Here is a 22,230-nt window from a genome sequence, read left to right as displayed (position 1 = left end):
GCTTTTGTGAAATACCTTGTATACTTAACGATGCCACGGAAAGTTTGACAGACAATCGCTGGCGGCCTTGTTGCCGCGAGAGGAAAGTCCGGGCTCCGCAGGGCAGGATGCTGGATAACGTCCAGTCAGCGCGAGCTGAAGGATAGTGCCACAGAAATGGACCGCCGATGGCCGGCTTTTAGCCGGAACAGGTAAGGGTGGAACCGTGGTGTAAGAGACCACGAGGAGCATAGGTGACTACGTTCCTGGTAAACCCCATCTGGAGCAAGACCGAGAGGACGCCGCAGCCCCTAAGCTGCAGCCTTAGCCTGAGGCGCGTCCGGGTTGGTTGCTGGAGCCGTATAGCAATGTACGGCCTAGATAGATGATTGTCGCTTCATCGTGGGAGGGTCGTTCCCGTTTGGACCACCAGAAGTACAGAACCCGGCTTACGACAAACTTTCCGCACGACCTTACACTTACAAACAAAGAGCACCCATCGCATGCGATGGGTGCTTTATTGTGTTTGCTGAATTACTTCCCGTACTTATTCATAATCCGATCAAGCCTTCTTTTTACCTGATCGGGATAAGTTTGCAGCGCTCCACCGTACATTGAGGCAGCTTGCAGTGCTTTATCAACATCGATTTCTCCATAGCCAAAATAATCGTCTTTTCCTTTGGCTCCTAAATCAATAGCTGATTTTCTCATAATTTCCATAACCTCAACATTGGATAGCTCAGGATTAATGGACCGAATCAATCCTGCCAATGCCGCGACATGGGGACTTGCCATAGATGTGCCGGACAATGCCGCATATTGACTGCCAGGATAGGTGCTCGCAATGCTGTCGCCAGGTGCTGCAACGTCTATATAATCGCCATAGTTAGAAAATGAAGCTTTTTCTTTGCTGCTGTTGGTAGCCGCAACAGCGAATACTTCCGGATATGCGGCTGGATACCCCGGACGATCCGTATTATCGTTACCGCTTGCTGCAATCATGACGACGTCATGGTCATAGGCGTATTTAATCGCGTCATGAAGAAAATCGGCCTGCGCATAGTTGCCTAAGCTCATATTAATGACCTTGGCTCCATGATCAACGGCCCAAATAATACCTTGAGCGACGGAGTAAGTGGAGCCTGCACCGCTGCTGTCCAATACTTTAACAGGCATAATTTTGTTGTACCACGATAAACCGGCAACACCTTCATTATTGTTAACGGTAGCGCCAATGATGCCAGATACATGGGTTCCGTGGCCAACATCATCATCGGGAGCTGCATTTTCATCTACAATATTTTTGCCTTCAGCAAGCTTACCTTTCAAATCCGGATGATTGCTTTGCACGCCGGTATCAAGCACAGCAATAATTACCTTGTCACTGCCTTTAGATAAACTCCAGCCCTTTTCCGTCTCAATTGAAGGCAAATTCCATTGATACTCTGAGTACAAAGCGTCATTTGGAACGATTGCGGCTGAGCTCTCATTTGTCATATACAAATAATGTGGTTCTGTATATTCGGTATTCCACGTTTGCTTGAAATAACGGACGAGCTGATCCGTTTCAATACTTCTTGAGCGGAAAATAAAAGTATCCCCGACTTGTTTAACCCACTCCGCATTTATATCGCGTTTTACCTGTTCAAGCTCGCTGCCCGAAAGAGGCTTAACGAAATGGACAACGACGTCGCGAACATGATAATGACTGGCATTACCGTTATCCTCGCCAGTACGAACAGTCGTATCGATCGTTGAGTTTGGTTTCACGGATTCGATTTTGTAATTTCCTTCCGCCGGATAAGGTACAAGTCTAAGGTTGCGCATTTGATGATGTTCTACGGATTTCAAAATATCTTGTTTGATGACACCGACAACACCGATTCCACTATGCTTGGAGTCTGGCACACCCAGCACCATATAACGGCTTCCATTTTTGGCCGTGAAAGAAGGGGATTCAAACTTGGCCCCTTTGCTAACTTGTGATTTTGCTTCAGAAACATAAGATTTGACTTTCTGATCCTCTGTTTGTGGAAGGGCTCCTCGATCAACGCTGCGATTGCCTGAAATCCAGCTAATATAAGCCATGTGCGCATGCTCATGCATCATATGCTTGATTTGTTGATCAGCTTCGTTTTTTGATCCCATGCTGGAGCTCATCAGCTTCTGAAAATCTTTGGAGCACTCCGTGGAGCAAAGCATCGCTGTCGCTTTCATATCGGATTGCAGCGCAGCAATTTTGAGCGTATGCTCGCGTTTTGCAGAAAAACTAGACGTTTGCGGCGGTTTTTTGACGTCTTTAGGGGCAAATATCGGCGTCATTGGTATAAGCAGAGCAGCTAAGGCTAAAATTGTAAGGCCACCAATCCATTTTCTATGCATGCCTGAAACCCTCCATTGATCGTTCTAAATTAGAGCTAAGTCTAATCTATAGGTTCGGATTCCAAGGCTTAAAATATGCGAAGGAAAGCGTTAATCGCCAGTACCACTTAAATGTAATTTGTGGTACGATAGTGATGATTGTAGTTTTTACGTGTGTTTGGATTATGAAAGGGGAACTACCTATATGCCAACTGCCAACGTCAAAGCACTAACGGAATCAACTCGCACAAAGCTAAAGGATGCGTTAAGCCAACTGGAACCGTTTCTGAATAACAATTCCTTGCCCCAATTAACCGGCGAAGATGATGGAGAAGAAGCACATACTTTTTACAAAGGCCTTTTATCCGATTTGAGACATTTATTGGTCTTTTCTGAAGTCTCGGTTGAAAAGCTGGGAGTATTGCTCAGACGGCCCAATTTTGATACAGATTATGCGGAACGCGTGCTGTATGAGGTTTACCATCAATGCGTAAGCGCGTTTTTCTATCCGAAGAACGAATGTTATTCTGAAGATGGCCGTTATGCTTATACTGGCCAAGATGCGATTCGTTTCCGCTTTAAACCGAATCGTGATTCTCGTGGTATCGTACTTAGTGTTTCCAAGGTTTTTGAAGAACTGCGTGATGAATTAGCGTATTACGAAAATGATTACATGACTCAGCGTCGTATGCAAGGACAAAAATAAGGCAGAATGAATCACCTCCGGTCAGGGAAACTTGATAGTGGAGGTGATTTTTTTATGCCAAAAGGCGTGTCTTGTAGTGTCGCTAACTGCAACTTCTGGAAAGAAGGCAATAATTGTGGAGCTAGTGAAATCAACATCGAAATCGATCAACATGCAGGCGCCAATTTTAAAGAAGAATTTGCTGCGGATGACCTCGGACTATTTCATCAAGATCAAGCTGAACAATCAAAGTCAACATGCTGCCTTACCTTTAAACCAAAGGAGTGATGGTCGATGGGTAAATATGAAGACGATTATAAATCAATGTTGGATGATCGAGATCGATCTGAACGAACAAGCCATCCAGTTGTGGGGACGGATCGCTTGATTGATGTAAATGAAGAAATGGCTGCTGATTTTGCAATCAACAATCCAGCGGTTCATACAGAGCGCAGAGAAGACCGTTATGAGGAGAGAGAAGAGCGGGTAGATGCCGAGTCCGGAGGTTATGCTCTTGGATGGGTATCACTTGTGTTTGCAATTGCGTCTTGGTTTCTATGGCCTGTACTCATTGGTGCAACATCAGTCGTACTTGGTTTTATAGCATACCGACAAGGCGCACGCGGACTAGGCGGTTGGTCTATGGCGATCGGAGCTATTGCATTAATGTTAAATTTAATTATCGTCCCTTTTTATTACGCGATCACCTAACCGAATAAAAAAAAGCTCCTTCCCGGTAAATCGGGAGGGAGCTTTTTTTATTTTAGAGCTTGCTCACGGTGCTTCTGTACTTCCACATTCAAAGCGAGCATCTCCCGATCCAGGAGATGAATCATATCGGCAGAGCCTTTGAGCTGCTGTTGTATATGTAGCGGAATTTGCTCATTGAATTTATAATAGATCTTATGCTCGAGACTTGCCCAGAAATCCATGGCAATCGTTCTAATTTGAATTTCTACAAGCACATTTTCGGTTCGATCGGTAAGGAAGACCGGTATTTCAATTAGCAAATGAATGCTCTGATAACCATTTGGCTTCGGATTGATGACATAATCCTTGAGCTCAACGACACGCACGTCGCTTTGCTTGCTAATCATGTCGACGATTTGATAAATATCGGTAGAGAAGGAACAGATTACGCGTACACCAGCAATATCCCGGATATGCTCTTTGGCATCCTCAAGAGTAATAGGGAGCCCTTTGCGCTGAAGCTTCTGCATAACGCTCTCTGGCGCTTTGATTCTGGTCTTCATATGCTCGATCGGATTGTAATCATGAATAAATTGAAATTCTTCATTTAGAATGTTAAGTTTTGTTTCTACAGCATCGAGCGCAAATTTATAAGTCAGAAAAAAATGAGCCCATTGCTTTAGTTGATTCGTTTTCATACGCAGATCACTCCTGATATAACAATTATATATATGTGATTATTAGCTGGAACGGTTTCGACATAAGCGAGAATCGTTGTATTATTATAATGGTCGATATTATATGCCAAGTCAAATTTATAGCATACTTAAAAGTCAACAGACGGGAGAGTTAATCATGATTATTGACATTCATAACGTATCGTGGGAACAAAATAACAATAAAATTTTGGAACAAATAAGCTGGAAAGTAAACGAAGGTGAGCATTGGTGTTTGCTTGGACTGAACGGGTCTGGCAAAACAACATTGCTGAATATGATTAACGGCTATATATGGCCTTCTGAAGGCAGTATGGCGGTTCTTGGAAAAAAATTCGGAGAATTTGATTTGCGCGAGCTGAGAAAAAGCATTGGTTGGGTTAGTACTTCATTGCAGCAAAAGCTATATGGCTCTGAGACTGCTCTGAAAATTGTTCTTAGCGGCAAATTTGCAACAATTGGACTATATGATCAAACCGATTCTGCTGACATGATCCAAGCAGAAGAATTAATGAGAACGCTTGGCTGTACAGCTTTAATGGAGCGAACCTACAACACGCTGTCACAAGGAGAGAAGCAGCGAGTGTTGATCGCAAGGGCGCTGATGGCTTCTCCGAAGCTGTTAATACTGGATGAGCCATGTACAGGCCTTGATGTATTTGCACGCGAGCAGCTGCTCCAAATGATAGCTGCTGTGGCAGGCGAGCAGAATGCTCCTACCATTATTTACGTGACCCATCACGTGGAAGAGATATTGCCTTGCTTTGCAAAAACGCTTTTAATTAAGAAGGGGAAGGTGTTTGCAGCAAATGACACTTCTGAGGTGCTGACATCCGCACTTATGAGTAATTTTTTTGGAGTGCCTGTCCATATCGAGAAGCGTAATAGCCGAAACTGGATTACTGTTGAGGGGGATTTATGGAATTAGTATTGCAAGAGCCGCAGTTTCAGCTGCAGCAGCCTCCTGAGCCAAAAAGATGGAAAAAAATAATGGCTTGGTTAAAAAATCGATTTGAGCTTAGGAATGATCGAGATCATTATATAGCGAGAATTGCTACAGGAAGCACAGCTCTATTTGCGTCACTAGCGATGACGGCAGCCGCGCTTGGCATGCCGACTGGACTTGGTACGGCCATTGATATTTTACTTTTTTTAATTTTGAATATCGTTGCTATGAGTCTAGCAGCAAACTTGCTATCATTTATATATTCAATGTTGTATTTACCAATACCACGCAGACTTGCGGCTGTATGGACATACGCTTCGATAGAGGCTTATCTGATTTTGTATTATGCTGAGCTTGGTATACTCATGTCGATTATCATTGCGATTGCTTTTACCATAATAGGGGCTGCTGCGGGCTGTTTGCTCGGTATCCTCTTAAAGTTAAAAATAAAGCGACGGAGTAAACTTTTGGTTATGGTGGGAGCAGCTTCAGTTGCAGCGATCAGCTATCTGTTTGTTTATTGGCCAGGAACTGCTGCTATGTCTCAAACGGCTGACGTCGCGTTGGACAGTGATTCCATTCTTAATACAATAAATGCGCCTGATCCAGCTGAGAATGGGAAGTTTGCATTTCAGGCTTTCACTTACGGAAGCGGGCTGGATAAGCATAGAGTCATTTTCGGCAAAGAGGTTGATGTTCGATCCACGGCAGTTGATGCTTCAGCTTATATTACAGAATGGTCAAAACTGAAAACAAAATTTTGGGGATTTAACGAGCATGATCTGCCTTTAAATGGCCGTGTCTGGATGCCGGAGGGCGAAGGACCGTATCCAATTGCACTTATCGTACATGGCAATCATTTGATGGAGGATTTCTCTGATGGGGGTTATGGCTATTTGGGAGAGCTGCTTGCTAGCCAAGGCATAATAGCCATTTCAGTAGATGAGAATTTTTTAAACTATTCCGTTTGGTCTGGTATACCTAATAATGATATGAAGGTACGCGCTTGGGTACTCCTTAAGCATTTGCAGCAAATTAAACAGTTGAACGAAGAAGTCGGCAATCCTTTTACCGGAAAAGTTGACTTAAGCAGGGTTGCATTAATTGGTCATTCCCGCGGCGGCCAAGCAGTAGCTATGGCTTCGGATGCGGATCGCTGGTTTAAAGGCGACAAAACATTAGAGAGCTTGAATGATGTTGTAATCGAGTCTGTTGTGGCAATCGCCCCAACAGATAAGCAAGTCGATAATAAATCGGCTCAGCTGACCGATGTAAATTACTTGACGCTTCAAGGGGCGCGAGATGCGGATGTAAACAATTTTTACGGTGATCGACAGTACAGCAGAACGAAGTTCCAAGAGTCAACGGATAAGTTTAAGGCAGCTCTTTATATCGCGGATGCTAATCACAGTCAATTTAATTCTGACTGGGGGAGAATGGATGAGCGTCCGCCGGGAGGTCTATTCTTGAGTCGTAAGGAGCTGCTTGCAGCTGAGGACCAGCGTCAAGTTTCCAAAGTTTATGTATCGGCATTTTTGCAAGCTACTTTGCTGGGTGAAAACAGCTATAAGCAGCTTTTTGAAGATTATCGCTCTGGACTTGATTGGCTGCCAAATACAGCGTATACCAATCGGTTTGAATCGTCCGATTTTACAGAGATTGCAAGGTATGATGATGGCAAGCAAAAAACAGCTCTGAAAAATGGCGGCAAGGCGAGCGTTGCTGGAATGATCGATTGGAGCATCGCATCAGCCGAAGACCGCGATGGGAAAAACAAAGGTACAAAAGGAATCGAGCTGGAATGGTCGGAGCCTGGGGCGGAATATGCTTTGGAATTATCGCCAAAAACGATTGATCAAGCCGCAGAAATAACGGAGGGCAATCTTGTATTTTCGATGGCAAATCTTGAACGTGATTTGATTGCTGTTGAGGATAAAGACAAAGCGGGTGCTGCTAATAACGCATTAGAACTCACTGAACCGCCGCCGCTGCCGGTCATAGAGATTGAGCTTACGACGACTGAAGGCGAGAGTATAGAGCTAGGCTTAGATAAAGTTATGCCTGTGGCGCCGCCAACGTATACTGCTTTTATGGCTTTTCCTTGGCTGGAGGAGCGCATTAAGGATGAGAAATACAAAGAATCTTCGGAGCCCATATTTCAAACCTACACACTGCCGCTTGAGCTGTTCAGCTCAGACGAATTAGCGATAAAAGCGGATGAGATTAGCCGAATTACGTTTCGTTTTGTAAGTGGACCAGGAAAAGTAATGATTGATGATATTGGGTTTACATCATAGCGAGCAAATAGGAAAGCGGGATGCCTGGCAGTTGGCATCCCGCTTTTACAACCTTATATGAATCATAAGTTACGAGCTTGTCCAGATGGCATCAGCCCGGAAGACTTTCCTTCTCTTCTTTAAAGGTAAAGTTTCTTGCAGCATATAAGAATGGTGTCGAACAAAGGGATACGATAAATTTGATGACATAAGTCGATAAGAAAATTGAGAGCCAAAGCTTGCTGCTATAGCCTGGTGCGCCTGCAAAAGCAATGGTGCAAAATATGAACGTATCGACTAGCTGACTTACCATAGTACTCCCATTATTACGAATCCAGAGCTGATTAGGAGCCGGACATAAACGTTTTAAAGTAGAGTAAATTTTGACGTCCAAAAATTGGCTCACAAAATATGCGCATAAGCTTGCTAGTGCAATTCTTGGCATTAGACCGAATAACGTTTCCATAGCACCTTGAACCTGCAGAGGAAATTCTTCATTTAACGGATTAAAAAGAAGCGCCATCTGCATAATAATGGTCGAAGTAATAAGCGTGAAGAATCCGAACCAAACGGCTCTTTTGGCCGCTTTCTCGCCATACTTTTCATTAAGAAGGTCTGACGCCAAGTAGATAGTTCCGTACATCGTATTGCCAAGCGTTATAGCAATAATCATGCCGAAGGCATGGATATCGATTGTTTTGACGACTTGAATGTTGGCTAACACGGTAGCCATTCCTATCCAAGCGTAAATGCCTATCCGGCCAAAAAAACGATACGAAAGAAGAAATAACGAAAAATGCACGAGCATGAAGATCGCGCCAAACCATAAATTAAACATGTTGCTTGTTACCTCCTAGTTTTGATAACGCGGGAGTTTTCGAACCGCGAATTGCTTGACTGATAAGACTTCTGAGTTGTTTTTCTGCCTTTGTCATTATAAACGCTTCTTAGGAGCGGAGCAATAACTTTTGATTGTTGTTTCATTTAGGCGGCAGAAGATGGTAAAATGGATGTTACGTTTTAAAACATGGTATGCCAAAGACTTGGTTAACCTTACTAATAGTTAAGGAGTGGTAAAGTGACTAATTCTAACGAACAATTGGAACAAGAGCAGCAGCGTGTCATTGACGTGACGGATCTCATCCGCACTCGGATAGAACAATTCAACAATCAGCTGGGCGGCATACGCGAGGATATCGTTGATTTCCGACGTAATTTTTGGGATGATGTAACACTAAATTTTGAGGATGCGGCGGAATCAGCAGAGTCGCATGCCAGCATGAAGCAGCAAGCAGAGGTACTCTCAGAGCGTGAAAGAAGCCACCGCCATGCTGAGGAACAGCTAAAAACACTTTATAAGCTTGAGCATTCTCCATACTTCGGTCGAATTGATCTTCAGGAGGAGGGGCAGTCCGAATCAGAGCCGATTTATTTAGGTGTAGGCTCCTTGCTGGATGATAGCGGATATGAGTACCTTATCTATGACTGGCGGGCTCCCGTATCGAGTCTTTATTACGATTATGGCCCGGGTCCTGTGCAGTACGAAACGCCAAGCGGATCGATTAAAGGCGAAATGTCGCTTAAGCGTCAATTTATTATTCGTGATGCTGAAATTCGCAGTATGTTCGACACGGGAGTCACGATCGGGGATGAGCTGCTTCAGGAAGTGTTAGGCAAGCAGTCTGATGCCCAAATGAAAAGTATTGTAGCTACGATTCAGCGTGAGCAAAATCGTATCATTCGCAACGAGCGCGCTAGGCTTCTTATCGTTCAAGGAGCTGCGGGCAGCGGAAAAACGTCAGCCGCGCTTCAACGAGTGGCCTATTTGCTTTATCGGTATCGCGGCTGGTTAAATGCGAACCAAATCGTTTTATTCTCACCAAACCCAATGTTCAACAGTTATGTGGCGACCGTATTGCCTGAGCTTGGCGAGCAAAATATGCAGCAAACGACCTATCAGCAGTATCTCGAGCACAGGCTTGGACAAACGTTTGCCTTAGAGGACCCATTCTCACAAATGGAATATACGCTCGCAGCGGTTAATGAACAAGGCTATGATGCGAGAATAGCTGGAATTACTTATAAATCAAGCAATTCGTTTATGCATTTGATTGATCATTATGCTGCCGAGCTTGGTCAAGAGGGGCTAGCTTTTAAAGCAATTACGTTTATGGGACGAAAATTGATTTCTGCTGCAGCAATCTCGGAGCAGTTTTACAGTTTGGAGCGTTCGTCTTCCATTGGAAACCGGATACGTCTTACGGCGGAATGGATTCTGAAAGAGCTGACGCGGTTAAGCCGCGAAGAACGTGATCAGGACTGGGTTCAGGAACAGATCGAGCTTCTAGATCAAGAGGCTTATGCGAAGGCATTTGAAGAACTGGAACGGAAAAAACATTTTGCAGGAAATACATTTGACGATTTTGACGCCGAACGTGATTATTTAGCCGCGATGGTTGTACAGAAAAAATTCAAGAAGCTGCGCAGACGAGTGAAGCAATTATTGTTTTTGGATGTGCCTGCGATTTATAAGAGACTATTCGAGGATAATGCGAATATGTTGGAGCGATTGAAAAACAGCGATCATCAATTGCCTGAAAAATGGAATGAAATTAGTGAGCAAACGATTGCAAAGCTCAATCAGAAAGAGATTTATTATGAGGATGCTACTCCGTATTTATATTTAAAAGAAAAGCTTGAAGGATTTCAAACGAATACATTGGTTAAACATTTATTTATTGATGAAGCGCAGGACTATTCACCTTTTCAATATCACTATTTAAAACGTATTTTTCCCAACTGCAAAATGACCGTGCTGGGTGATCTCAATCAGTCCATATTTGCTCACGCTGTAACAGGTAATGGTTTTGAGCCCTTATCTGAGCTCTATAGCGAGGAGGAGACGGAGAAGATCATTTTAACAAGAAGCTATCGCTCGACGAAGCCGATTGTGTCATTCACGAGCCGGATGATTGAAGGGGGTGATCAAATCGAGGCCTTCAACCGAGATGGCGCTGAGCCAACAATCACTAAAGCAGATAGCGAAATGCAACTCATAGAGGGAATGCAGGAGAGAATGAATCAGCTGCTGCTGGGCGGTTATCAATCGATTGCGGTCATATGTAAAACGGCGGAAGAAAGCAAACGCATGCATGCATCTTTGCAGCCATACTTTCCTAAGCTCCGCCTTGTAGAGAAGGAAACCGTTACGTTTGAAAAAGGAATTATTGTGATTCCTACTTATTTAGCCAAGGGCGTCGAGTTTGATGCAGTTGTCATTAGCAATGCAAGCAATGAAATCTATTCACGCGAAAGCGAAAGAAAGCTGTTTTACACGGCGTGTACGAGAGCGATGCATGAGCTCCATATTTTCCATACGGGAGAGCTCACGCCGTTCATCAAATAACCTTATTTTCTAATCTCTGACCAAATTTCATGAACATCCACTTGAAGCTCCGAAGCTATCAGCTCTGCTGTAAGTCTTTGGGGCTTCAGTATTTTCCCGTTGCGGAGCTTGGAAATGGTTTGAATGGAAATACCGGTAGATGAGGATAGATAACCGACGGTTATATCTCTTTTGGCCATCCATATGCGCAGTTTCATCGAAGCTTCGATACAATCATCGACAGGACGCAGATCCCAGATGACGAATGCAAACTCAAGCACGTCGCCAAATCCGTCAATGATAGGTGTAAACGAAACGGACAACTCAAACTCGATTCCGCTTAGCTTGCTTGTCTTAATCGTAAGACTCCGCTCTTTTTTTTGCAGGTGAGCCTCTTGTATTATTTTTAAAATTTTACCATGGTCCGTTTCCGCAATAAATTGCAGCAGCGTTTCGTCCTGCATTTGCTGGTTAGGCTCAATTTGAAAGGGAGCAAGCCTGTCTCTTAGAAAACGCACATGATGATGTCTATCAATAATTCCGCTGATCAACACTTTATTTCTTTCTGCTTGCTGTTCAATCCAATTGTATGGTGATAGATCTTCGAATATAATGAAGGCATAAAGGAGTTTATTATCAATGCTCCTTGGCAAAGGCTGCAGGTCAATGCGTACAGAAATTTTTCGTTTCGATTTGGTGTAAATAATAACTTCGCTTCTCATCACTTGCCTTGAAATGTTGATCTTGTATTTATGAAGCAAATAGCTGCTTTTTTTGGATTGCAGCTCTTTTAGCGTATAACCGCATAACCTAAGGAAAGCTTGGTTCGCATCCTCTATGCGCACCTCTATTTCATTTTGACTCATTAGCAGCATAGGCTGATTCATGATTTGAAAAATATGATTGTAAACCGACAATACGAAACACTCCTCTTAAACCCATTCCACGACCCTATAATCAAATAAAAGTATAAAATAGTCGTTCTAAACAAACAAGTCAATGAATTTGGCATTTCGTATTATGTTTCAAAAGTGTTTCATAAGTTTAATTAATTAAACTTGATCGCTGAAACGATACCTTTATGGTGCAAATAGTCATAAGTTGATTCAAAATCACCTGTAACACTCCGCCAGCAGGCTTTATTCTCATTCGGTTTCCCGATAATATGAAAGCAGACAGCCTCAAGTGGAAAAAAAGAGCAGCAGGCTAACACACAGGGGAGACAGAATATGAACCATTGCATCATAGAAAACTGTACGAAGCCGATCAAAGCCAAAGATTTATGTGCAATGCACCACCAACGTTTGCTGCGTCACGGTGATCCTTCCATTGTAAGACCGCGCAGAGTGAAACAAATTACAAATTGCAAATGGATTAAATGTACTCAACTCTCAAAAACGAAAGGTTTTTGTGCTAAACATTATTACATACAGCGAACGCTGAGTCCGGAAAAAGATTGATGTTACGTAATCTGACATGGATTAATTATTATTGTCGAAATCTATGAAAACGACTGTGTTTTTTTTCAAAACCATGTATAATGTGGATAAAGTGATTCGTGTTCAGATGATTAAAGTACTTGTAATTAATCATCCAACAGGGGGTGAAACCAAGAATGGTTCAAACGGCACCTATCGGATTATCCATAAAAGATCTTTATTTATTCAACGAAGGAAGTTCATACCACAGCTACCGTTTTATGGGTGCGCACCGTGTTCAATTGGATGGTAAAAAAGGTGTTCGATTTACAGTTTGGGCACCAAACGCAGCTGAGGTTCGGGTTATAGGCAAATTCAATAAATGGATTGGCAATCGGCATGCAATGGCAAGGATTGGAACGACTGGCGTTTACAGCTTGTTTGTCCCTGGCATTGGTGAAGGCGAATTATACAAGTATGAGATTGTAACCATAGAAGGCAAAATCATTAGAAAAGCTGATCCGTACGCTTTCTTTGCAGAGCGTCGGCCAGGAACGGCATCTATTGTCTCAGATTTAGAAGGCTACAAATGGGATGATGCAAAGTGGCAGGAGAGGAAGCGCGAGCTTCCTCCATACACGAACCCGCTGCTCATTTATGAGGTGCATGCAGGTTCGTGGAAAATTAAAGGCAAAGAGGATTATTACACGTACGAGGAATTAGCAGATGACTTGATCCCGTATACAGCTGAAATGGGTTATACGCATATCGAGCTTATGCCGCTGTCTGAGCATCCTCTAGATCAATCTTGGGGCTATCAGATTACGGGCTTTTATGCAGCGACGAGTCGTTACGGATCTCCGAAGCAGCTGATGCGATTTGTAGATAAATGCCACCAACATGGACTCGGTGTTATATTGGATTGGGTTCCCGGACATTTCTGCAAAGATGATCATGGGCTGCGACTTTTTGACGGTACACCTATTTTTGAAGGGGCAGATGCCAATCGAGCGGAGAAGCCGCTCTGGGGGACGCTTGCCTTCGATTTCGAGAAAAAAGAAGTTGTCAGCTTTCTTATTTCAAACGCCATTTACTGGATGGATTTATTTCACATTGATGGGTTGCGTGTTGACGCTGTCGCCAGCATGATCAATTTACACATGGACAAACCGCCGGAAATGCATACATACAACTACCTAGGCGGCCCAGACAACCTAGATGCTCTCCGCTTCCTTAAGAAGCTTAATGAAACCGTGTTTCATTATTACCCCGATACTTTGATGCTCGCAGAAGATTCTTCCGCATGGCCCGCTGTTACATCGCCAACCTACAAAGGCGGCCTCGGATTTAATTTTAAATGGAATATGGGCTGGATGAACGATATGCTGCGTTATATGGCACTGGATCCGGCTGAACGTTCGCATCATCACCATCTCATTACATTTTCACTCCTTTATGCTTTTTCGGAAAACTATGTATTGCCTCTATCGCACGATGAAGTTGTCCACGGCAAACGTTCTTTGCTAAACAAAATGCCTGGAAGCTACGAAGAGAAATTTGCACAATTACGTTTGTTCTACGGCTATTGGATTACGCATCCTGGTAAGAAGCTGTTGTTTATGGGCAGTGAATGGGGGCAGTTCGATGAATGGAAGGACGCCGACATGCTGGATTGGATGCTGCTCGAATATGATATGCATCGTAGTATGCACCATTATGTGAAAGCACTTAATCATATCTATACTGATCAGCCTTCATTATGGGAGAGAGACAGCCTGGCGGATTGCTTCGAATGGATTGATGTTCATAATGCAGCACAATCCGTCATATCCTTTATCCGCCGCGGAAATACTGATTTCTCCGTTGTTATTGCTAATTTTTCTAGGAACGATTACAAACAGTTCCGTATTGGTGTTCCAGAGCCAGGTTTCTACAGCTCTTTAATAAATAGCAATGAGAAGCCATTTGGCGGAACGGTAACACAGGCACCACAAGGCTACACCAGTGAAAACGTCGCTTGGCACGGTCACAATCAAAGCATTACGCTTCACTTACCCCCCCTGACATTCCAGATCTTCAGCTTAGATCCGGGGAACACAATTTGAGAGGGAGTTGGTGTCCATGGGCCGAAAAGAAATGATCGCTATGCTGCTTGCAGGAGGCGAAGGGAAAAGGCTGGGCGTGCTAACAAAGGATTTAGCTAAGCCTGCAGTCTATTTTGGCGGTAAATACAGAATAATTGATTTTACGTTAAGCAATTGCGCACACTCGGGAATTGACACTGTGGGCGTACTAACGCAATATCAACCGCTGGAGCTCAATCGTTATCTTGGCATTGGCAGTCCATGGGGACTTGACCGCCGCGATGGCGGCATGACCATTTTGCCGCCATTTATGAAACAAAAGGGCGGCGTATGGTATAAAGGCACGGCAAATGCAATTTATCAAAATATGTCCTTTATTGAACCTTACAATCCTGAGTATGTTCTTATCATTTCAGGAGACCACATTTACAAAATGGATTATGATTTAATGCTCCAGCATCATAAGCGTTCAGGAGCAGACGTGACGATTGCCGGGATTGAGGTAGATTGGAAAGAAGCAAGCCGTTTTGGTGTTATGCATATCGATGATGAGGATCGAATTACGGCTTTTGAGGAAAAACCGAAAAACCCGACTAGCAACATCGCTTCCATGGGCGTATACATTTTCACATGGTCCGAGCTCCAAAAGTATTTGATTTATGATGAAGCAAGCCGCAGCTCCAGTCACGATTTTGGCAAGGATCTTATTCCAGCCATGATGAGAGACGGGAAACGGCTGCATTCATATCCGTTCAAGGGCTATTGGAAAGATGTTGGTACAATCGAGAGTTTATGGGAAGCGAATATGGATTTACTTGCTGATGAACCTCCGCTTGAGCTTGCCGATGCCGATTGGCGCATTTATTCGGTAAGTCCAAATCAACCAGCACAACATATTGGCGCTAGTGCACAGGTTTCTTCTTCTTTAATAACAGAAGGGTGCATGATTGAAGGGGTTGTTGATCGCTCGGTATTGTTCTATGGCGTCAAAGCAGCCAAAAACACAGTCATTACGGAATCAGTCGTCATGCCTAATGTAAGAATAGGTGAAGGCGCACGCATTTATAGAGCGATTATTGGCGAAGGAGCCGTCATTCAAGCAGGTGTAACGATTGGAAGCCCAGATGATGATGCCATTACCGTTATAGCAGTGGATCAATATGTGACGAACGAACATTTGCTGCAGGAGGTGGAGCACTCATGAAGCATAAAGTCATGGGCGTCATCAATTTAATTCATGAAACTGACGAGCTGGAACATTTAACACAAAGCCGCTGCCTTGCTACTGTCCCCTTTGGCGCGAGATATCGTTTGATTGATTTTGTACTGTCGAGCATGGTTAACTCGGGAATCTCCAAGGTTGCCGTTTTTGCGCATACGAAATACCGCTCACTTATGGATCATTTGGGTTCAGGAAAACATTGGGATTTGCAGCATCGTCAAAGCGGATTATTTGTGCTACCGCCAGCAACAGACGACATTCAAGAAATTAGCCGCGGAGATTTGTATCATTTCTATCAACAGCGTGATTATTTTAATCGGTCATCACTCGACTATGTTGTCATTACACGCAGCCACATGGTTTGCAATATCGATTTCGAGAAGGTTATCGATTTTCATTTGGAGCGGGAAGCTGACATCACCGTTGTGTGCAAGCAGCAGGCTGATATATTAATGGGCAAAGCTCGTAAAGTGAAGTTGAATGACGAAGGCAGAATCACTGCCATTCAAGATCACTATGGCCGGATGTCTAGTGACATCAATTCTATGGAAATGTACGTTATGCGCAAAGAGCTGCTGATGGAATTAGTAGAGACCTCGCTTGCTCAAGGCCAGGATCATCTGGTTCGCCACGCGATATTCTCTAGATTGAATCAGCTTAATGTATATGGGTATATGTATGAGGGATATTTGGGTGTAGTTAATACGCTTAGCAGCTATTATCGCAATAATATGAATTTATTAGATCCGGATGTTTGGAAGGAACTATTTTATCAGCCGGGTTCTATATTTACGAAGGTTAAGGATGAGCCGCCTGCCCGGTATTTGGGTAATTCCAAAGTTACGAATTCGTTAATTGCAAACGGCTGCCGTATTGAAGGTACCGTAGTGAACAGCATTATTTTCCGCGGCGTACATGTACAGAAGGGCGCTATCGTAAGCAATAGCATCGTTATGCAAAATGGCGTTATCGGAGAAAATAGCTTTTTACAGCACAGTATTTTGGACAAAGACGTCCGCGTTGAAGCGGATCGTGATATTAGGGGAGCGGCAAGCTCGCCATTCTTAGCAGGAAAACGGAAAATTATTTAATATAAGCAATCGTTACGCTCATCCTATTCAAACTTTTATTTGCCGCGAAAAAATGCAATTTACCACGATCGGAAAATAAAATCAGATTCCAGTTGGGTTCATGCATTGCTGATGCGGCGTCCATGAGAAAGGAGAATCCTATGAACATTTTGTTCGCAACCTCAGAAGCTGTACCGCTTGCGAAGACTGGCGGTCTCGCCGACGTTGCAGGGGCGCTCCCCAAGGCGCTGAATAAGCGGGGCGTTGATACCAGAGTCGTATTGCCGAAGTATGCACAAATTCCTGCTGCACTTACCTTGCAGTTTGAGCTTGTCACTCATTTTAACGTGTCGTTTGGCTGGCGCAATCAATATTGCGGTTTGCTTAGAGCGGAGTTTGACGGCATTACTTATTATTTAATCGATAACGAGTTTTATTTTAAAAGAGATGGGCTTTATGGTTACGGGGATGATGCGGAAAGGTTTGTATTCTTCTGCTTTGCTGTGATGGAAGCGGTACGGTATATGGAATTCCATCCGGATATCGTTCATTGCCACGATTGGCAAACGGGAATCATTCCGTTTCTCCTAAAGACAAGATATTATTATGATCCGGCTTGGGCGTATACCAAATCCGTATTTACGATTCACAACTTAAAATATCAAGGTTTATTTGGAATTGATCTCCTGAAGGATTTGCTTGGAGCCGGTGATGATATGTTTCTGGAGGACAGCTTGGAATTTCATGGAGCAGGCAGCTGTATGAAAGGCGGCCTCGTGTATGCCGACAAGCTGACGACTGTGAGCGGTACGTATGCTCAAGAAATTCAAACCGATTATTTCGGCGAGAGGCTGGATTCTTTGCTCCGGTATCGTTCAGGCGATTTAATTGGGATAGTGAATGGCATTGATGATGAGCTGTTTGATCCGATGAATGACGAAGCTATTGCCATTCCTTTCCGAAATGCCTTGAATCGCAAAAGAAAAAACAAAGTGGAGCTCCAGCGTGAGCTAGGGCTCCCGCAGTCCGAAGATATACCGCTTATCGGAATCGTTTCAAGATTGGTGGAGCAAAAGGGCTTTGATTTAATTACGGCAACATTTGAAGAACTGCTCCAAGAAGACGTGCAATTTGTAATATTGGGTGCGGGTGATTGGCAATATGAGCAATTTTTCAATGATGCCGCTTCTCGTCATCCGGGTAAGGTTGCTGTATGGATCGGTTATGATGATAGACTAGCACGCCGAATTTATGCAGGCTCGGACATGTTCGCCATGCCTTCGCAATTCGAGCCATGCGGCTTGAGTCAACTTCTTGCGCTGCGCTATCGTTCCGTCCCGATTGTCCGTGAGACAGGAGGACTAAAGGACACGGTACAAGCCTATAACGAATATACTGGCGAAGGTAACGGCTTCAGCTTTACGAATTACAATGCGCACGACTATATGAATACCGTGCGCAGAGCGCTGGCTCTTTATCGTAATCAGGAAGTCTGGAAGCAAATCGTGAGTAATGGCAGCAACGAGGATTACAGCTGGAATCGGTCTGCCAAAGCCTATATATCCGTTTACTCACAACTTTTAGCGCATCGAAAGGAGAACGAAGAATCATGGCCCGTCATCTTGTAATCGGCAACGGAAAGATGCTCCTTAATTTGGATCAACATTGTTTTATTCGGGATATTTATTATCCATTCGTTGGGCAGTTAAATCATGTAGGCGGACAATATTGCCGCTTAGGCGTATGGGTAGAAGGTGCCTTTAGCTGGCTGGATGAGCCGGGATGGAAGTTTGATCTAGATTATATTGAGGATTCTTTGGTTACGAATATTACGGCTAAGCACGATGGTTTAGGCATCGAGCTTTATATGAACGACGGGATTCATCAGCGGGAATGCATTTATATCAAACGGGTAGTCATTCGTAATAAAACGAATGATACAAAAGAAGTACGCTTGTTTTTCCATCAGGACTTGATGATCGACGGGACAGAGGTTGGAGATACCGCTGTTTATTATCCTGAAAATCACACGCTGTATCACTACAAACGCAATAATTACTTTATGTTCAACGGTTTCTCAGATGAAGGCGGCATGACGCAGTATTCTACAGGAATCAAGAGGTTCCAGTCCGCTGAAGGAACATGGCGCGACGCGGAGGACGGCGTGCTTATGGGCAATTCGATTGCCCAGGGTTCCGTTGACAGCACGATCAGCTTCCGAACCGTCGTTGCTCCAAACAGCGAAAAAACCATTTATTATTGGATGTCAATCGGCCAAAATCTTGAGGAAGTCAAAGAGCTGAACCAGTATGTTCAGGAGAATCATCCGGAGAAGCTGCTTAGCCGGATGGTTATTTACTGGAAGCACTGGCTTCGCCGAGCAGAATCAGACCTTGGCGATCTGCCGCATGATGTGGTGAAGATGTTCAAACAAAGCTTGCTTCTCGTAAGAACACAGGTGGATGAAAGAGGCGCTATATTAGCTGCCAATGATACGGATATCCTGCAATACAATCGGGACCATTACAGCTATATGTGGCCGCGTGACGGCGCTCTTATTGCAGATGCAATGTCTATGGCAGGGTATCAGAGTGTAATAGCTCCTTTTTTCCATTTTTGCGCACAGGCTTTGTCGCCTGAAGGGTATTTGTATCACAAATACAATCCAGATGGAACAGTCGGCTCAAGCTGGCATCCGTATATCGTGCAGGGCAGCAGAAGATTGCCTATTCAAGAGGATGAAACCGCGCTCGTGTTATTCGCATTGTGGAAGGACTACTCGCGGAATCAAGTGATTGAGCTGCCGCAGTCCTTATATAGCAACCTGATTCGCAAGGCTGCTACTTTTTTGACCTCGTACATGGAGCCTTCCTTGTCACTGCCGAAACCGAGCTATGACTTGTGGGAGGAGCGCTACGGCATCTGGACATACACCGCCGCATCTGTATATGGCGGTTTAATGGCTGCATCGTTTTTCACGGATCTATTTGGTGATTATGAGCGCAGCGATCTTTACAAAAGCACAGCAGAAACAATTAAACATGGCATTGTAACTAATTTGTGGGATGAAGAAACCGGCCGATTCGCCAGAGGACTTATTCAGAAGGATAATCGCTGGGTGAAGGATATGACGCTCGAGAGCAGCTTGTTTGGCGTTCTGGAATTTGGCGTGCTTCCCGTTGATGATTATCGTGTCGTGCAGACGATGCATGCCATCAAGGAAGGGCTGCAGGTCAAAACCCATATCGGAGGCATCGCCCGTTATACGAACGATTATTATTTCCAGCAAACAGGTGAAATTGACAAGGTACCAGGAAACCCTTGGATTATTTGTACGCTATGGGTAGCTAACTTTGAGATTGATTCCGCCAAATCGCTTCAAGAGCTGGAAAGCCCGCGCAGTACGCTGCAATGGGTATCTGATCATGCACTGCAAAGCGGATTGCTGCCGGAGCAGCTTAATCCTTACGACGGAACGCCGCTATCCGTAGCGCCGCTAACTTGGTCGCATGCAACCGTCGTACACAGCGTGAGCAAATACGCAGAGAAATATAAACGTCTTCGTTTGGAAGCAGAGGCTAACGGTTTACTTTAAAGTTTTCATAACTTGAAGCGAAATGAAAAGAAGAACCTGAGTGCTGTAATCTCGCATTCAGGTTCTTTTTTGTTCTATTTTTCACGAAAGAGAATCGCTGAATAAAAAAAGAATAACTTCTCAATCTATTGATCACATGCTGTACATTCGTATAGAAACGGGTTGAATAATTACGGTAATAACGATATTGTAGCAATTACAGGGTAAATGATTATAAAGCCAGATGTTGATTTGGCAATTGTATGCGGAGGTACAAGGATGAGTACTAAATATGTTATCGGTGTTGATATAGGAACGACAAGCACGAAGGCAGTACTCTTTACGGCCAATGGTGTCATAGTCGCAAGCCATGGTATTGAATATCCGCTGCATTCTCCTTCGCCAGCTATTGCGGAGCAGGACCCAGATGAAATTTTTAATGCTGTCTTAGGCACTATTGGTCAAGCTGTTGCAAAAAGCAACGTGCAGCAAGAAGATATTTTATGTGTTTCATTCAGTTCGGCTATGCATAGCGTGATCGCTGTGGATCAAGAAGGGACGCCAATATCAAGATGCATAACATGGGCAGACAATCGGAGTATCGAATGGACGAATAAAATTAAAAATGAATGGAATGGCCATGAAATCTATTTGCGTACTGGCACTCCCATTCACCCGATGTCTCCGTTATCCAAGCTTACCTGGCTGCGTCATGATCATAAGGAGTTATTTGATCGTACATACAAATTTATTTCGATAAAAGAGTACGTGTTCTTCAAGCTGTTCGGACGTTATGTCATCGATTATTCGATTGCATCAGCAACAGGCTTGTTCCATTTGAACAATTTGCGATGGGATGAGGAAGCTCTTCGTGTTGCTGGCGTTACGGCAGATCGGCTATCGGAGCTTGTGCCGACGACGTATAAGCTGGAGGGATTGGAAGAGCAGTTTGCGAAGCAGATGAATTTGCAGTCAAACACACCATTTATTGTAGGCGCTAGTGATGGCGTACTCTCCAATTTGGGTGTCAATGCGATTAAGCCTGGCGTAGTTGCCGTTACAATCGGTACGAGCGGTGCTATTCGAGCAATAACGGACAAGCCTGTAACTGATCCGAAGGGCCGAATTTTTTGCTATGCTTTAACTGAGAAGCACTGGGTTATCGGGGGACCAGTGAATAACGGAGGAATGATTTTTCGCTGGGTTCGCGATCAGATCGGTACGGAAGAAGTTATTACGGCTAAAGAAAGAGGTATCGATCCCTATGAGCTGCTGACGGAGCTCGCTGCGAAGGCGAAACCGGGTTCTGAGGGTCTTATTTTCCATCCTTATTTGTCAGGTGAACGTGCTCCGCTTTGGGATGCGAATGCGCGTGGTTCTTATTTTGGGCTGGGACTGCATCATAAGAAAGAGCATTTAGTTCGCGCAGCGTTAGAAGGAGTCATTTATAATTTATACAGCGTACTCATGGCACTTGAAGAATTAACGGGTAAACCTACTCAAATTCAAGCAACAGGCGGTTTTGCGAGGTCAGAGCTTTGGCGCCAGATGATGGCTGACATATTTGATCAAGAATTGCATGTGCCTGAGAGTATTGAAAGCTCTTGTCTTGGCGCGGTTATTTTGGGGTTATACAGCTTGGGCGAGGTGGATTCGCTGGACGTCGTTGCGGATATGGTAGGAGGCTCGCATTTTCATTTGCCCAATAAACAAAATGCTGAAATTTATGCCGAGCTCATGCGGATCTACATCCGAGTTTCTCGTTTATTAACCGAGGAATACGCAAATATTGCAGCGTTTCAACAAAAATATGTTTAATTCATA

Annotated in this window: 16 protein-coding genes and 1 other RNA gene; 13 read left to right on the top strand and 4 right to left on the bottom strand. The window is 44.1% G+C overall.

Annotation, left to right across the window (positions count from 1 at the left end):
- The first annotated feature begins 39 nt into the window (after window positions 1-39).
- An RNA gene (gene rnpB, locus AC0VYE_RS21320) (RNase P RNA component class A) lies at window positions 40-446 on the top strand.
- Window positions 447-513: 67 nt separating this feature from the next.
- Here rnpB and AC0VYE_RS21315 read toward each other — a convergent pair.
- Window positions 514-2,361, bottom strand: coding sequence for a S8 family peptidase (locus AC0VYE_RS21315; protein ID WP_475442818.1), 1,848 nt, complete (start codon window positions 2,359-2,361; stop codon window positions 514-516).
- Window positions 2,362-2,545: 184 nt separating this feature from the next.
- On the opposite strand from AC0VYE_RS21315, the gene AC0VYE_RS21310 reads away from it, so the two are divergent.
- From AC0VYE_RS21310 to AC0VYE_RS21300, 3 genes are read left to right on the top strand one after another with little or no spacing between them, the layout of a single operon-like run.
- Complete coding sequence (locus AC0VYE_RS21310; RefSeq protein WP_076266908.1) at window positions 2,546-3,046, top strand: YpuI family protein; 501 nt, start codon at window positions 2,546-2,548, stop codon at window positions 3,044-3,046.
- A 54-nt stretch (window positions 3,047-3,100) separates the two neighbouring features.
- Window positions 3,101-3,313 carry a DUF1540 domain-containing protein gene (locus AC0VYE_RS21305; RefSeq protein ID WP_076266909.1) on the top strand — a complete coding sequence of 71 codons (213 nt, stop codon included), beginning with the start codon at window positions 3,101-3,103 and terminating at the stop codon, window positions 3,311-3,313.
- A gap of 6 nt (window positions 3,314-3,319) precedes the next feature.
- Window positions 3,320-3,736: a DUF4190 domain-containing protein gene (locus AC0VYE_RS21300; protein ID WP_475442817.1), complete on the top strand. Its 417-nt coding sequence runs from the start codon at window positions 3,320-3,322 to the stop codon at window positions 3,734-3,736.
- Between the two features lie 47 nt (window positions 3,737-3,783).
- Here AC0VYE_RS21300 and AC0VYE_RS21295 read toward each other — a convergent pair whose 3' ends face one another.
- Window positions 3,784-4,413 (bottom strand): GTP pyrophosphokinase, encoded by a 630-nt coding sequence (locus AC0VYE_RS21295; RefSeq protein ID WP_076266910.1) that lies wholly within the window; start codon window positions 4,411-4,413, stop codon window positions 3,784-3,786.
- Window positions 4,414-4,570: 157 nt separating this feature from the next.
- On the opposite strand from AC0VYE_RS21295, the gene AC0VYE_RS21290 reads away from it, so the two are divergent.
- The gene (locus AC0VYE_RS21290; RefSeq protein ID WP_475442816.1) at window positions 4,571-5,359 is read left to right on the top strand and encodes an ABC transporter ATP-binding protein; all 789 of its coding nucleotides are present in this window, start codon (window positions 4,571-4,573) and stop codon (window positions 5,357-5,359) included.
- Window positions 5,350-7,674: an alpha/beta hydrolase family protein gene (locus tag AC0VYE_RS21285; RefSeq protein ID WP_475442815.1), complete on the top strand. Its 2,325-nt coding sequence runs from the start codon at window positions 5,350-5,352 to the stop codon at window positions 7,672-7,674. Before AC0VYE_RS21290 ends, AC0VYE_RS21285 begins: the two co-directional genes overlap by 10 nt.
- Before the next feature lie 91 nt (window positions 7,675-7,765).
- Here AC0VYE_RS21285 and AC0VYE_RS21280 read toward each other — a convergent pair whose 3' ends face one another.
- A complete protein-coding gene (locus tag AC0VYE_RS21280) occupies window positions 7,766-8,491 on the bottom strand; it encodes a queuosine precursor transporter (protein ID WP_076266912.1) in 726 nt (241 codons plus the stop codon).
- A gap of 240 nt (window positions 8,492-8,731) precedes the next feature.
- Between AC0VYE_RS21280 and helD the strand changes: the two genes are divergently transcribed.
- Window positions 8,732-11,059 carry an RNA polymerase recycling motor HelD gene (gene helD / locus AC0VYE_RS21275; RefSeq protein WP_475442814.1) on the top strand — a complete coding sequence of 776 codons (2,328 nt, stop codon included), beginning with the start codon at window positions 8,732-8,734 and terminating at the stop codon, window positions 11,057-11,059.
- A 2-nt stretch (window positions 11,060-11,061) separates the two neighbouring features.
- Here the strand turns inward: helD and AC0VYE_RS21270 are convergent, their stop codons facing one another.
- The gene (locus AC0VYE_RS21270; RefSeq protein WP_076266914.1) at window positions 11,062-11,955 is read right to left on the bottom strand and encodes a helix-turn-helix domain-containing protein; all 894 of its coding nucleotides are present in this window, start codon (window positions 11,953-11,955) and stop codon (window positions 11,062-11,064) included.
- A gap of 698 nt (window positions 11,956-12,653) precedes the next feature.
- Between AC0VYE_RS21270 and glgB the strand changes: the two genes are divergently transcribed.
- The 6 genes from glgB (at window position 12,654) to gntK (ending at window position 22,224) form a co-directional block, all read left to right on the top strand.
- Window positions 12,654-14,561 (top strand): 1,4-alpha-glucan branching protein GlgB, encoded by a 1,908-nt coding sequence (gene glgB / locus AC0VYE_RS21265; protein ID WP_475442813.1) that lies wholly within the window; start codon window positions 12,654-12,656, stop codon window positions 14,559-14,561.
- Between the two features lie 16 nt (window positions 14,562-14,577).
- On the top strand, window positions 14,578-15,744 hold the full coding sequence (locus AC0VYE_RS21260) for a glucose-1-phosphate adenylyltransferase (RefSeq protein WP_076266917.1): 1,167 nt from the start codon (window positions 14,578-14,580) through the stop codon (window positions 15,742-15,744).
- Window positions 15,741-16,853: a glucose-1-phosphate adenylyltransferase subunit GlgD gene (gene glgD / locus AC0VYE_RS21255; protein ID WP_076266918.1), complete on the top strand. Its 1,113-nt coding sequence runs from the start codon at window positions 15,741-15,743 to the stop codon at window positions 16,851-16,853. The genes AC0VYE_RS21260 and glgD overlap by 4 nt, the downstream gene beginning before the upstream one ends.
- A 140-nt stretch (window positions 16,854-16,993) precedes the next feature.
- Window positions 16,994-18,460, top strand: coding sequence for a glycogen synthase GlgA (glgA, locus tag AC0VYE_RS21250; protein ID WP_475442812.1), 1,467 nt, complete (start codon window positions 16,994-16,996; stop codon window positions 18,458-18,460).
- Window positions 18,442-20,427, top strand: coding sequence for a glycoside hydrolase family 15 protein (locus AC0VYE_RS21245; RefSeq protein WP_475442811.1), 1,986 nt, complete (start codon window positions 18,442-18,444; stop codon window positions 20,425-20,427). Before glgA ends, AC0VYE_RS21245 begins: the two co-directional genes overlap by 19 nt.
- A 258-nt stretch (window positions 20,428-20,685) precedes the next feature.
- A complete protein-coding gene (gntK, locus tag AC0VYE_RS21240; protein WP_475442810.1) occupies window positions 20,686-22,224 on the top strand; it encodes a gluconokinase in 1,539 nt (512 codons plus the stop codon).
- Window positions 22,225-22,230: the final 6 nt, after the last annotated feature.

This window comes from Pristimantibacillus sp. Z349TD_6, from assembly GCF_056173205.1.
This window is presented reverse-complemented; position numbering and strand designations above follow the sequence as displayed.

What these genes read in the sequence shown, in the direction of transcription:
- AC0VYE_RS21315 (WP_475442818.1), bottom strand. Translation starts at nt 2,361, where the DNA reads ATGCATAGAAAATGGATTGGTGGCCTTACAATTTTAGCCTTAGCTGCT.
- AC0VYE_RS21310 (WP_076266908.1), top strand. Translation starts at nt 2,546, where the DNA reads ATGCCAACTGCCAACGTCAAAGCACTAACGGAATCAACTCGCACAAAG.
- AC0VYE_RS21305 (WP_076266909.1), top strand. Translation starts at nt 3,101, where the DNA reads ATGCCAAAAGGCGTGTCTTGTAGTGTCGCTAACTGCAACTTCTGGAAA.
- AC0VYE_RS21300 (WP_475442817.1), top strand. Translation starts at nt 3,320, where the DNA reads ATGGGTAAATATGAAGACGATTATAAATCAATGTTGGATGATCGAGAT.
- AC0VYE_RS21295 (WP_076266910.1), bottom strand. Translation starts at nt 4,413, where the DNA reads ATGAAAACGAATCAACTAAAGCAATGGGCTCATTTTTTTCTGACTTAT.
- AC0VYE_RS21290 (WP_475442816.1), top strand. Translation starts at nt 4,571, where the DNA reads ATGATTATTGACATTCATAACGTATCGTGGGAACAAAATAACAATAAA.
- AC0VYE_RS21285 (WP_475442815.1), top strand. Translation starts at nt 5,350, where the DNA reads ATGGAATTAGTATTGCAAGAGCCGCAGTTTCAGCTGCAGCAGCCTCCT.
- AC0VYE_RS21280 (WP_076266912.1), bottom strand. Translation starts at nt 8,491, where the DNA reads ATGTTTAATTTATGGTTTGGCGCGATCTTCATGCTCGTGCATTTTTCG.
- glgB (WP_475442813.1), top strand. Translation starts at nt 12,654, where the DNA reads ATGGTTCAAACGGCACCTATCGGATTATCCATAAAAGATCTTTATTTA.
- AC0VYE_RS21260 (WP_076266917.1), top strand. Translation starts at nt 14,578, where the DNA reads ATGGGCCGAAAAGAAATGATCGCTATGCTGCTTGCAGGAGGCGAAGGG.
- glgD (WP_076266918.1), top strand. Translation starts at nt 15,741, where the DNA reads ATGAAGCATAAAGTCATGGGCGTCATCAATTTAATTCATGAAACTGAC.
- glgA (WP_475442812.1), top strand. Translation starts at nt 16,994, where the DNA reads ATGAACATTTTGTTCGCAACCTCAGAAGCTGTACCGCTTGCGAAGACT.
- AC0VYE_RS21245 (WP_475442811.1), top strand. Translation starts at nt 18,442, where the DNA reads ATGGCCCGTCATCTTGTAATCGGCAACGGAAAGATGCTCCTTAATTTG.
- gntK (WP_475442810.1), top strand. Translation starts at nt 20,686, where the DNA reads ATGAGTACTAAATATGTTATCGGTGTTGATATAGGAACGACAAGCACG.